Genomic DNA, 11,702 nt, shown 5'->3' on the forward strand with positions numbered 1-11,702 from the left:
GGGTAACCAGATGTTCAAAGTAATGGCCATCAGCTTGGTGCTGGGCTGCGCCCTTCAGTTCGCAACGGCCCGGGCTGAGGTCGCCGCTGGCGACAGCGGCACCGTTGCCACGGTCAGCAAACGGCTGGTCTCTTTCTATAGTCAGCCACTGCCATCCGCTGGCAAGGCGATACCGATTCGGGTTCCGGCTGTGTTGTCGCTGCCGGCCAAAGCCGCGGGGCCGGTACCGGCCGTGATCATCCTGCATGGCTCGGCGGGGATGGATTCGCGCGGTCCGTTGCATGGCGGTGACCTGAATGCCCGCGGCATCGCAACGCTGGAGTTGGACATGTGGGGCGCGCGCAGGCTCACAGGCGGTGCACAAGGGCGGCCGCCACGTGTGCACGATACCCTGCCGGACCTGGCAGGCGCCCTGGCTTACCTGGCCAAGCAGCCTGGCGTCGACGGCCACCGCGTGGGGGTGCTCGGGTTTTCCTGGGGGGGCGTACAGGCCATGCTCGCCGCCTCTGCACCCATCAATGACGAGCTGGAGCAAGCCTCAGGCGTACGCCCCATCTCGATGGCCGCGTTCTACCCCGTGTGCTGGGGTTACAACCATGTGCCGGGTTATACCTTCAAGCACCTGGCCCCGGCGCGCTTGCTGGTGCTGGTAGGGGAAAACGACCAGTACGAAGATGACCCGGGTGCCTGCCCGTCGCTTATTTCAACCCTGCCCAGCGAAGACCAGGCGCGGGCGCAGGTGCTGGTTTACCCCGGCGCAGAGCACGGTTTCAATGGGCTGGAGGCCGCCCAGGAGTATCAGGACCCGTTCCTGCATCGTGGCCAGGGCGGCGTGGGGCGTTCGGCACCTGACCCGGCAGCGCGCGACGCTTCGCGCCGGGCCGTGGTGGAGTTTTTCACCGAAAGCTTCGCCCCGACTGCGATAAGCGAGCGATAGCAGTCGAAATCTAGGCGCCCTCGTGGGCCAGAGCATGGCGAAACTGCAGTGGCGGTTGCGGCATTTCCTGACGCCATGCCAGGCGAAAGGCATGGCTGCTGCCGTAGCCGCAACGTTCGGCGATCTGTTCCACGTTCAGGTGGCTGCTGCGCAAAAGTTCACGGGCCAGGTCGATGCGTTGAGTGCGCAGGTAGCTCTGCAGCGTTTGACCGGTATTATCGCGGAACAGCCGCGCCAGGTGCCGGTAGCTGACATTGAACTGGCTGGCCAGTTGTTCAAAGCTGAAGTGGGTACCCAGGTGTGCATCGATGTAGTCCTGGGCCGCATGCACCAACGGGTGGATGTGGTTGCGCGCCAGGTCAGCCGCGCGCAGTTGCACATCTTCGCCAGCGCGGCGACGGTAGATGACCAGCTCCTGCGCCACCTGGTTGGCCACTACCTTGCCAAATTCCAGGCTGACGATGTGCAACGCCAGGTCGGTTCCGCTGGAAACGCCTGCCGAGGTGAACACGCCATCGTCCTCGACGAACAGGCGGTTCTCCAGCACCTTGGCTGCTGGGTAGCGCGACCGAAGCAAGTCGACATAACGATGGTGCGTGGTGCATTGCCGGCCATCCAGCAAGCCAGCTTCGCCCAGCAGGAACGCACCGGTGCATATGGAGCACAGCTTTATATCCGGCGTTTGCCTGACCACCTTCGCCAGCCACAGGGCGGTGGCGGTCAATATCGCTGTTTCGGCGGGTGTCGCAGAGAGCTTGTTGCCTACCACGAACAGCAAGTCCTGCGGTGCGAGCCGCTCAGGCAACTGGTGCAGGCCACTCAATGTCACGCCCTGGAAACTGCTGACTTGTTGTCTGGCGGCTATGCAACGTACGTTGACCGGTGCCAGCTGGAGTTCTTCGAGGCTCGCCATGATTTGTAACGGGCCGCCGAGATCAAGGATGTGGGTGCCCGGGAGCAGCAAGAACCAGATGGTACGCATTACAGTATTCCTTACATCGCCAAGCGCCTGACCTTGAACGGCACGTTACCAAGATGGCGCAAAAAGGCAATTTGCATGAATACCATGGCGGTCAGGCGCCTTCGCCTCCGGGCAGCAGCCTTCCGAGCAGCGGTGGGGTTGCCTCTGGGGTGGCCGGTTCGTCATCGAAGCCCGCGGGCACTTTGCCCCGCAGGTGCCAGGCAAAGGCGATGATTTCGGCAATGGTCAGGTACAGCGCCTCCGGTATCTGGTCCCCCAGCTCCAGGCGCGCCAGCAGGCGCACCAGCTCGGCATTTTCGTAGATCGGCACTTCGTGCTCGCGGGCCAATGCCAGGATGGCCTCGGCCAGCGCATCGTCGCCCTTGGCGGTGAGGGTAGGGGCTTGCTGCCCGTCGTAGAACAGGGCAATTGCCTGCCGTGCAGGTTGGTGCGTCATGCGTTCTCATCCACCCAGCGTTGTTCTACCCGCGTACGCGGGCCTTGTGGCGGGATACCAGGATGGCATTCCAGATCACCCACATCCAGGCCCCGCGCCAACAGGCGTTCGCGCAAGCTGCCGAGCTGGCTGTCGATCAGCCGGGCTGTCGCCTCGCGTTCCGCCCAAAGCTGGCCACCCAGGCGGCCTTGGCTCAGTTGTGCCTGGACCTGCACCGGGCCAAGGGGCGAGAGGTCGAAAGCCAGCTCGATACGCCACAGGGCTTGCAGTGGGTCGGCTGATTCCTGTTGGCGGTCGGCCTGCTGTTGTGGCGTTTCCTCGCGCTGCAGCTTGACCTGCAACGGGATGAACTCCTGGCCGTGACGGATCGGCACTTCGGTTTGCCAGGTGGTCTGCAGGTTGCCATTTTCCAGCGTACCGGTTTGTTGAAGGCTGCTCATGGCATGGCTTTGCAGGCGCGAAACCGCGGCGGCGGCCAGTCGCAGCAGTTGCTGCAGGTCGCCTTCGTCTTCCATGGCCTTGAGCAGGCGCGATGGCAGCGGGAATGCGCCCGGCTGTGGCTTGGGGCTGACCCGTTCGAGCATGCCCAGCGCACTGCGGGCCAGGGCCGGCATGGTGACGGCCAGGCTGGCGGGCGCCAGGTTGGGTGCTCCGGGTACGCTCGCCGGTGCGACGGCGATCAGCCGCAGCAAGTGCGCCTTCAGGTCGGTGGCGACGCTGGCCGGGAAGCCGCCCAGCAGTTTGGCTTCGAGAAAGGCACCGCTGTTGTTCAGGGCTTGAGCCACTGCCTTGGCATCACCCAGTTGCCGGGCATCCGGCAGGCTGGCCAGCAGGCGTTCGGCGCTTGCTCGCAGTTCGCCATCGGCGCCCGGATCGCGCGCCACCTGTTGCAGGGCATTGAGCAACCCGGGCAGCGAAGCCTGGCGGTTTTGCTGGGTCAGCAGCTGCTGGGCAATGCTGAGCTGGTCCTGGCGGCCACTGAGCGGTACAAAGCGCAGAGACTGGTCGCCCTGCACCAGCGCGCTGAGCAGGCTGCCGACGGCCAGCGGTCGCGGGCTGTCCACGCTTAAGGTAGCGCCGGCCTGGGCACTGTTCAGCAGGCTGACCAGCGCCCGGTAGACGGCGGGCTGGCCGGGCGCCTGGGCCAGCGCCTGGTTGGTCAGGACCTTGCCCTGCAGCAGGGTGCCGACCGGCACCTTGCTGGTGTCCAGTTGGGTGAGGGTGGCGACCTGGCTGGCGCTGGCCTGCTGCAGCATGATCGCCAGGCGGTTGCTTTCGGTCTGGCTGACGGTGACCTGGCTGCCCTGGGGCAAGGGCTGGCTGGCGCTGGCTTGCAGCTGGGTCTGGGTGCCGTTGGCCTGCATCAGCCGCAGCACCAGCTGGAAATCCTGGCCCACCTGGCGCAACGACATGACCTCGGCCTGTGCGGTTTCGCCGGGGGCCATCAAGCCGGGCTGCGGTTGCGTCAGGCGCAGCAGTTCGCCGGTCATGCCTGCCTTCAAGGCCTGGGGGCTGATCGCGGTTTGTGCGCCGAGACTATTGATTTCAGTCATGATTGTATACAACCTGTCGAACCCGCCCTCTTGGCAGCGCGGCGGCGCGTGTAATAATGCCGACCGTCCGTCGTTGCCAGTATAACGGCAGCGAGTGGGGCGACTTGAGATACAGGGCTTCAGTGCCGTGTCGCCTGCTTCGCGGGCATGCCCGCTCCCACAGGGTCTTGCGCAGCTTTCAAGCCTTGCGTGAAACCTTGTGGGAGCGGGCGTGCCCGCGAAGCAGGCGACACCGCTCCGGAACCCTACAAAGATAAGGCGAAACCGTGACCCTTCACCTCCAAGCCGCGGGCCTGGCCTGCGAGCGCGACTGGCGCCTGCTGTTCGAGCATCTCGCTTTTGAGCTGCGGCCGGGCGACATGCTGCAGATCAGCGGCCCCAACGGTAGCGGCAAGACCAGCCTGTTGCGCCTGCTGGCCGGGCTCATGCAGCCGACGGCCGGGCAGATCCTGCTGGGCGGCAAGCCACTGGCCGAGCAGCGCCACGCCCTGGCCAGCATCCTGCTGTGGATCGGCCACGCCGCCGGCATCAAGGACCTGCTCACCGCCGAAGAGAATCTTACCTGGCTGTGCGCCCTGCACCAGCCGGCCAGCCGCGAAGCGATCTGGGCGGCACTGGCGGACGTCGGCCTGCGTGGTTTCGAAGACGTGCCGTGCCATACCCTGTCTGCCGGCCAGCAGCGCCGCGTGGCCCTGGCCCGGCTGTATCTGGCCAGCCCGCCGCTGTGGATCCTCGACGAACCCTTCACCGCCCTCGACAAGCAGGGCGTGGCGCAGCTCGAGGCGCACCTGGCGGCCCACTGCGAGCAGGGCGGCACAGTAGTGCTGACCACCCACCACACACTGGAACGCAAGCCCTCCGGTTACCGTGAACTGAACCTGGGGCAATGGGCGGCATGAGCGTATTCATCCTGTTGTTGCGCCGAGAAGCGCGCCTGCTGTTCCGCCGCCCGGCCGAGCTGGCCAACCCGTTGGTATTCTTCGCCATCGTGGTTGCGCTGTTCCCGCTGGCAGTCGGCCCGGAAAGCCAATTGTTGCAAACCTTGTCGCCAGGCCTGGTCTGGGTGGCGGCGCTGCTGGCGGTGCTGTTGTCGCTGGACGGCCTGTTCCGCAGCGATTTCGAGGACGGCTCGCTGGAACAGTGGGTGCTGTCGCCGCACCCGTTGGCGCTGCTGGTGCTGGCCAAGGTGCTGGCACACTGGATCTTTTCCGGGCTGGCGCTGGTATTGTTGGCGCCGCTGCTGGCGCTGATGCTGGGGCTGCCTAGCCATTGCCTGCCGGTGCTGCTCGGCTCGCTGCTGCTGGGCACGCCGGTGCTGAGCCTGCTGGGCGCGGTGGGTGCGGCGCTGACAGTCGGTCTGAAACGCGGCGGTTTGCTGCTGGCATTGCTGATTCTGCCGTTGTATATCCCTGTATTGATCCTGGGCAGTGGTGCGTTGCAAGCGGCGTTGCAGAATATGCCGGCAACCGGCCACCTGCTCTGGCTCGCCAGCCTGACGGCGCTGGCCGTGACCCTGGCACCCTTTGCGATAGCGGCCGGCCTGAAGATCAGCGTCGGCGAATAACGAGTCCCGGGCTTTCAAGCCCGGCCAATACCCTGGATGTACCCTGATGAAAATAAGCTGGACGTGGTTCCACAAGCTGGGCTCCCCCAAATGGTTCTATGCCATCAGCGGCCGCATGCTGCCGTGGCTTGCCGGCGCTGCCGTGCTCCTGCTGCTGGTCGGCATCACCTGGGGCCTGGCCTTCGCCCCCCAGGACTACCAGCAAGGCAACAGCTTCCGCATCATTTACATCCACGTGCCGGCGGCGATGCTGGCGCAGTCCTGCTACGTGCTGCTGGCAGTAGCCGGGGTGGTGGGGCTGGTGTGGAAGATGAAACTGGCCGACGTCGCGTTGCAGTGCGCCGCTCCCATCGGTGCCTGGATGACCGCCGTGGCACTGGTCACCGGGGCCATCTGGGGCAAGCCCACCTGGGGAAGCTGGTGGGTCTGGGATGCCCGACTGACGTCCATGCTCATCCTGTTGTTCCTGTACTTCGGCATTATTGCGCTGGGCCAGGCAATCAGTAATCGTGACAGTGCAGCCAAGGCCTGTGCGGTACTGGCGATCGTCGGTGTGGTGAACATCCCGATCATCAAGTACTCGGTGGAGTGGTGGAACACCCTGCACCAGGGCGCCACTTTCACCCTCACCGAAAAGCCGGCGATGCCCGCAGAAATGTGGTTGCCGCTGCTGTGCACGGCGCTGGGCTTCTACTGCTTCTTTGGCGCGGTGCTGTTGCTGCGCATGCGCCTTGAAGTACTCAAGCGCGAAGCGCGCGCCAGTTGGGTCAAGGACGAAGTATTGAACAGCCTGGGGCGGAGGGCCGCACAATGAGTTTCGCCACCTTCGGTGACTTTCTCGCCATGGGCCACCATGGCCTGTACGTGTGGACGGCCTATGGCATCTGCCTGGCGGTGCTGGCGCTGAATGTCGCCGCGCCCGTGCTGGCCCGCCGTCGCTACCTGCAAGATGAGGCGCGCCGTTTGCGCCGGGAGAACAACCAGTGAATCCGCAGCGCAAGAAACGCCTGTTGCTCATCGTCGGCCTGCTGGTCGGCGTCGGGGTTGCCGTCGGCTTTGCCTTGAGCGCATTGCAGCAGAACATCAACCTGTTCTACACACCGACCCAGATCGCCAATGGCGAAGCGCCGCTGGACACCCGCATTCGCGCCGGCGGCATGGTCGAGAAGGGTTCGGTACAGCGCTCGTCAGATTCGCTGGACGTGCGCTTCGTGGTCACCGACTTCAACAAGTCGGTGCCGATCACCTACCGTGGCATCCTCCCCGACCTGTTCCGCGAAGGGCAGGGCATCGTCGCCCTCGGCAAGCTCAACGCCGATGGCGTGGTGGTGGCCGATGAAGTACTGGCCAAGCACGACGAGAAGTACATGCCGCCCGAGGTCACCAAGGCCCTGAAGGAAAGCGGCCAGGCCGCCACCGGCGGGGAGGCCAGGCCATGAACGCGGCGCTGGTGATCCCCGAACTCGGCCAGCTGGCGATGATCCTGGCCATCTGCTTTGCCGCCGTGCAGGCCAGCGTACCGCTGCTGGGCGCCTGGCGTGGCGACAGCCTGTGGATGAGCCTGGCGCGGCCGGCGGCTTGGGGGCAGTTCGCCTTCCTGGCCTTTGCCTTCGCCTGCCTGACCCATGCCTTCATGACCGACAACTTCTCGGTCGCCTATGTGGCCAGCAATTCCAACAGCGCCTTGCCCTGGTACTACAAGTTCAGCGCCGTGTGGGGTGCGCACGAAGGTTCGCTGCTGCTGTGGGCGCTGATCCTCGGCGGCTGGACCTTCGCCGTGTCGGTGTTCTCGCGGCAATTGCCGCAGGTGATGCTGGCCCGCGTGCTGGCGGTAATGGGCATGATCAGCGTGGGCTTCCTGAGCTTTCTGATCATCACCTCCAACCCGTTCCAGCGCCTGCTGCCGCAGGTGCCGACCGATGGCCGCGACCTCAACCCGCTATTGCAGGACTTTGGCCTGATCGTTCACCCGCCGATGCTGTACATGGGGTATGTCGGTTTCTCGGTGGCCTTCGCCTTCGCCATCGCCGCCTTGCTCGGTGGCCGCCTGGACGCCGCCTGGGCGCGCTGGTCGCGGCCATGGACCATCGTTGCCTGGGCCTTCCTCGGTGTCGGCATTACCCTGGGCTCGTGGTGGGCCTACTATGAGCTTGGCTGGGGGGGCTGGTGGTTCTGGGATCCGGTGGAAAACGCCTCGTTCATGCCCTGGCTGGTAGGTACGGCGCTGATCCACTCGCTGGCGGTGACCGAGAAGCGCGGGGTGTTCAAAAGCTGGACGGTGCTGCTGGCAATCGCCGCGTTCTCGCTGAGCCTGCTGGGTACCTTCCTGGTGCGCTCCGGTGTGCTGACCTCGGTGCACGCGTTTGCCGCCGACCCGTCGCGGGGCATTTTCATCCTGATCTTCCTGCTGTTCGTGGTCGGTGGATCGCTGACCCTGTTCGCCCTGCGCGCACCGGTGGTCAAGAGCCAGGTCGGCTTTGCCCTGTGGTCGCGCGAGACGCTGCTGCTGGCCAACAACCTGGTACTGGTAGTGGCGGCCTCGATGATTCTGCTCGGCACCCTTTACCCGCTGGTGCTCGATGCGTTGACCGGTGCCAAGCTGTCGGTCGGCCCTCCGTATTTCGATGCCTTGTTCCTGCCGCTGATGGCACTGCTGATGGTGGTGCTGGGCGTGGGCGTGGTGGTGCGCTGGAAAGACACCCCCGGCAAATGGCTGGCCAGCATGATGACCCCGGTGCTGCTCGGCAGCGCCATCCTCGCGCCGGTGGCGGGCTTTATCGTCGACGACTTCGACTGGCCGACCCTGACCGCCTTCGCCCTGGCCGCCTGGGTAGTGCTTGGCGGGCTGCGCGACATACTCGACAAGACCCGCCACAAAGGCCTGCTCAAGGGCCTGCCCGGCCTGGGTCGCAGCTACTGGGGCATGCAGCTGGCGCACCTGGGCCTGGCGGTGTGCGCGCTGGGCGTGGTGCTGTCGAGCAACAACAGCGCCGAACGCGACCTGCGCATGGCGCCGGGCGAGAGCGTGGAACTGGGCGGTTACCACTTCCAGTTCCAGGGTGCCCGGCACTTCGAAGGGCCGAACTTCATCTCCGACAAGGGTACCGTGGTGGTCAGCCGCGATGGCCGTGAAGTGACCACCCTGCACCCGGAGAAACGCCTGTACACCGTGCAGCAGTCGATGATGACCGAAGCCGGCATCGACGCCGGTTTTACCCGCGACCTCTACGTCGCCCTTGGCGAGCCGCTGGAGAACGGTGCCTGGGCGGTACGCGTGCATATCAAGCCTTACGTCCGCTGGATCTGGCTGGGCGGTCTGCTGACCGGCCTGGGCGGGTTGCTGGCGGCCCTCGACCGGCGCTATCGCGTCAAGGTCAAGACCCGGGTGCGTGATGCCCTGGGCGTGTCTGGAGCAGCTGCATGAAGCGTTGGATCATGGTAGTCCCCCTGGCGGTATTCCTGCTGGTGGCGGTGTTCCTCTACAAAGGGCTGTTCCTCAAGCCCGACGAGCTGCCCTCGGCAATGATCGGCAAGCCGTTCCCGGCGTTTTCCCTGGCCTCGACCCAGGGCGACCGTACCCTGACCGAGGCCGACTTGCGGGGCCGCCCGGCACTGGTCAATGTGTGGGCCACCTGGTGCCCGTCGTGCAAGGTCGAGCACCCGTACCTGAACCAGCTGGCCCAGCAGGGCGTGGTGATCCACGGGGTCAACTACAAGGACGACAATGCGGCGGCCCTGAAGTGGCTGGCCGAGTTCCACAACCCTTATCAGCTGGACATTCGTGACGAGCAGGGCAGCCTGGGCCTGGACCTGGGCGTGTATGGCGCGCCGGAAACCTTCCTGATCGATGCCAGGGGCATCATCCGCTACAAGCATGTTGGCGTGGTCGATGCCACGGTCTGGCGTGAGCAGCTGGCGCCGCTGTACCAGGGCCTGGTCGACGAGGCCAAGCCATGAAGCGGGGGCTGGCAGCTGCCGTGCTGGGGCTCTTCATGGGGTTGAGCCTGGCAGGCGTGGCCAAGGCGGCCATCGACACTTACCAGTTCCGCGACGATGCCGAGCGTGAGCGCTACCAGCAGCTGACCAAGGAGCTGCGCTGCCCCAAGTGCCAGAACCAGGACATCGCCGACTCCAACGCGCCGATTGCCGCCGACCTGCGTCGGGAAATATTCCGCATGCTCGGCGAGGGCAAGAGCAATCAGCAGATCGTCGACTTCATGGTCGACCGCTATGGCGACTTCGTGCGCTACAAGCCGGCGCTCAGCGGGCGTACCTGGCTGCTGTGGTTCGGCCCGGGGATTTTGCTGGCCGGCGGTTTCGTGGTGCTGGCGCTGATCGTGCGCCGGCGCCGCGGTGCGGCCGTGCAGGGCGCCAATGAGTTGTCCGCCGAAGAACGCGAGCGTCTCGCCAAACTGCTGGAAAAAGAACAGACCCATGATTGAATTCTGGCTTAGCGCGGGCCTGCTGCTGCTCGCTGCCCTCAGCTTCCTGCTGATCCCGATCCTGCGTGGCCGTGGCCGCCAGCAGGAAGAAGACCGCACCGCCCTGAACGTGGCGCTGTACCAGGAGCGCGTCGCCGAACTGGCTGCCCAGCAGGCCGCCGGCGTGCTCGACGAGGCGCAGATGGCCAAGGGCCGTGACGAGGCCGCCCGTGAGCTGCTGGCTGATACCGAGGGTACCGAGACTCCGCGCCAAGGCTACCTGGGCAAGACCCTGCCGTTGTTGGCAGCGTTGCTGGTGCCGCTGCTGGCATTGGGGCTGTACCTGCATTTCGGCGCGGCCGACAAGGTGGAACTGACCCAGGAGTTTGCCGAGGCGCCCAAGTCGATGGAGGAAATGACTGCCCGCCTGGAACGGGTGGTGCAGGCCCAGCCGGATTCGGCCGAGGCCGTGTACTTCCTGGGCCGAGCCTACATGGCCGAGCAGCGCCCTGGCGATGCCGCGCGTACCTTCGAGCGCGCCGTGGCCTTGGCGGGTCGCCAGCCCGAATTGCTCGGGCAGTGGGCGCAGGCGCTGTACTTCGCCGCCGACAAGAAATGGAGCCCGCAGCTGCAGGCGCTGACTGACGAGGCGCTGAAAGCCGACCCCAATGAAGTGACCAGCCTGGGCCTGCGTGGTATCGCTGCCTTCGAGGGCGAGCGTTACCAGGAAGCCATCGATTACTGGAAGCGCCTGTTGGCGCAGTTGCCGGAAGGTGATGCCTCGCGTGCGGCGCTGCAGGGCGGTATCGACCGCGCCGCCGAGCGCCTGGGTGGTTCGCCGGGGCAGGCTGCGGCGCCCGTGGCGGCTCGCTTGAAGGTGCGGGTGGAACTGGCGGCGGCGTTGAAGGACAAGGTCAAGCCGGACGACACGGTGTTCATTTTCGCCCGCGCCAGCAATGGCCCACCCATGCCGTTGGCGGCCAAGCGGGTGACCGTGGCGCAGTTGCCGATCGAAGTGGAATTGTCCGATGCTGACGCCATGATGCCGCAGATGAAACTGTCGGACTTTGCCGAAGTCCAACTCGTTGCACGTGTATCACGCGCTGGCCAGCCAACTCATGGCGAGTGGATTGGCCAGGGCACGCCACTGCCCAGCGCCACCCAGGCCATCCAGCACCTGACCATCGACAGCCCCGACCCGTAAGAGAGCAATGCCATGCACAGCATCGTCCGCCTGACCCTGATCACCCTGGCCCTGGGTTTGTCTGCGTGTACGGTGCATGAGCCGTACGAGCAGCCCGAACCACCGATCGAACGCCTGCCGCCGCCGGGGCCGGCGGTCAAACACTTGCCGGACAGGCAACCGGCCCCTGCGCCGAGCAAGCCGGCGGCCACGCCCAAACCGATGCCACGCACCTCGGCCAGCTTCGCGCCGCCACCTGGCGGGGCGAGCCATTGGGACCCGAAGTTGGGCGTGTATGTGCTGGAGAAAAAGCCCAATACCTTCTACCGCCAGCGCACCTACTACCGCTTCGACAACGGCTGGAGCTGGTCGCTGAGCCCGGATGGGCCGTGGCAGGAGACTGACAGCAGCGGTGTGCCGGGTGGTCTGGGGCGTGCGTTCGCCCAATAATTGCAACGTTGCCGTTGCCGTTGCCGTTGCCGTTGCCGTTGCCGTTGCTTTTGCTTTTGCTTTTGCTTTTAAGCGCGCGGTAGTCCAGGCGCCGCCGATTGCGACTTCAGGAGGCCGAGCGAAGGGACTGCGGAGGGAGGTGACGGGCATGGATGCCCGTCAAGCGCTGAGGCCCC

Annotated in this window: 14 protein-coding genes; 11 read left to right on the top strand and 3 right to left on the bottom strand. The window is 65.4% G+C overall.

Annotated elements, in window-relative coordinates; all coding sequences use genetic code 11:
- The first annotated feature begins 10 nt into the window (after positions 1-10).
- Positions 11-937 (top strand): dienelactone hydrolase family protein, encoded by a 927-nt coding sequence (locus IRZ77_RS06315; RefSeq protein ID WP_196173108.1) that lies wholly within the window; start codon positions 11-13, stop codon positions 935-937.
- 10 nt (positions 938-947) lie between these two features.
- On the opposite strand, the gene IRZ77_RS06320 is transcribed toward IRZ77_RS06315, so the two are convergent.
- The 3 genes from IRZ77_RS06320 to fliK form a co-directional block, all read right to left on the bottom strand.
- Complete coding sequence (locus IRZ77_RS06320; RefSeq protein ID WP_080958442.1) at positions 948-1,919, bottom strand: GlxA family transcriptional regulator; 972 nt, start codon at positions 1,917-1,919, stop codon at positions 948-950.
- Positions 1,920-2,010: 91 nt separating this feature from the next.
- Entirely contained in the window at positions 2,011-2,355 is a 345-nt protein-coding gene (locus tag IRZ77_RS06325; RefSeq protein WP_108480231.1) for an EscU/YscU/HrcU family type III secretion system export apparatus switch protein, read from the bottom strand.
- Positions 2,352-3,908 (bottom strand): flagellar hook-length control protein FliK, encoded by a 1,557-nt coding sequence (gene fliK / locus IRZ77_RS06330; protein WP_196173111.1) that lies wholly within the window; start codon positions 3,906-3,908, stop codon positions 2,352-2,354. The genes IRZ77_RS06325 and fliK overlap by 4 nt, the downstream gene beginning before the upstream one ends.
- A 266-nt stretch (positions 3,909-4,174) precedes the next feature.
- Here fliK and ccmA point away from each other — a divergent pair, with 266 nt between their 5' ends.
- The 10 genes from ccmA to IRZ77_RS06380 are packed head-to-tail and all read left to right on the top strand — an operon-like array spanning position 4,175 to position 11,526.
- The gene (gene ccmA / locus IRZ77_RS06335; RefSeq protein WP_046614560.1) at positions 4,175-4,807 is read left to right on the top strand and encodes a cytochrome c biogenesis heme-transporting ATPase CcmA; all 633 of its coding nucleotides are present in this window, start codon (positions 4,175-4,177) and stop codon (positions 4,805-4,807) included.
- Positions 4,795-5,472 (top strand): heme exporter protein CcmB, encoded by a 678-nt coding sequence (gene ccmB / locus IRZ77_RS06340; protein WP_013973563.1) that lies wholly within the window; start codon positions 4,795-4,797, stop codon positions 5,470-5,472. The genes ccmA and ccmB overlap by 13 nt, the downstream gene beginning before the upstream one ends.
- A gap of 46 nt (positions 5,473-5,518) precedes the next feature.
- On the top strand, positions 5,519-6,286 hold the full coding sequence (locus tag IRZ77_RS06345) for a heme ABC transporter permease (RefSeq protein WP_012273476.1): 768 nt from the start codon (positions 5,519-5,521) through the stop codon (positions 6,284-6,286).
- Positions 6,283-6,459, top strand: a complete 177-nt coding sequence (gene ccmD / locus IRZ77_RS06350) for a heme exporter protein CcmD (protein WP_013973562.1) — start codon at positions 6,283-6,285, stop codon at positions 6,457-6,459. Before IRZ77_RS06345 ends, ccmD begins: the two co-directional genes overlap by 4 nt.
- Positions 6,456-6,911, top strand: coding sequence for a cytochrome c maturation protein CcmE (gene ccmE, locus IRZ77_RS06355; RefSeq protein ID WP_015271187.1), 456 nt, complete (start codon positions 6,456-6,458; stop codon positions 6,909-6,911). The genes ccmD and ccmE overlap by 4 nt, the downstream gene beginning before the upstream one ends.
- 11 nt (positions 6,912-6,922) lie before the next feature.
- On the top strand, positions 6,923-8,896 hold the full coding sequence (locus IRZ77_RS06360; protein ID WP_178081808.1) for a heme lyase CcmF/NrfE family subunit: 1,974 nt from the start codon (positions 6,923-6,925) through the stop codon (positions 8,894-8,896).
- Positions 8,893-9,429 (top strand): DsbE family thiol:disulfide interchange protein, encoded by a 537-nt coding sequence (locus IRZ77_RS06365; protein ID WP_085601636.1) that lies wholly within the window; start codon positions 8,893-8,895, stop codon positions 9,427-9,429. Before IRZ77_RS06360 ends, IRZ77_RS06365 begins: the two co-directional genes overlap by 4 nt.
- Positions 9,426-9,914, top strand: coding sequence for a cytochrome c-type biogenesis protein (locus IRZ77_RS06370; protein ID WP_025340052.1), 489 nt, complete (start codon positions 9,426-9,428; stop codon positions 9,912-9,914). The genes IRZ77_RS06365 and IRZ77_RS06370 overlap by 4 nt, the downstream gene beginning before the upstream one ends.
- Entirely contained in the window at positions 9,907-11,097 is a 1,191-nt protein-coding gene (ccmI, locus tag IRZ77_RS06375; RefSeq protein ID WP_046614556.1) for a c-type cytochrome biogenesis protein CcmI, read from the top strand. The genes IRZ77_RS06370 and ccmI overlap by 8 nt, the downstream gene beginning before the upstream one ends.
- Positions 11,098-11,109: 12 nt before the next feature.
- Positions 11,110-11,526 carry a hypothetical protein gene (locus tag IRZ77_RS06380; RefSeq protein WP_196173113.1) on the top strand — a complete coding sequence of 139 codons (417 nt, stop codon included), beginning with the start codon at positions 11,110-11,112 and terminating at the stop codon, positions 11,524-11,526.
- The last annotated feature ends 176 nt before the right edge of the window (positions 11,527-11,702 follow it).

Origin of the sequence: Pseudomonas pudica (assembly GCF_015680405.1) — a bacterium.
Classification (GTDB): domain Bacteria; phylum Pseudomonadota; class Gammaproteobacteria; order Pseudomonadales; family Pseudomonadaceae; genus Aquipseudomonas; species Aquipseudomonas pudica.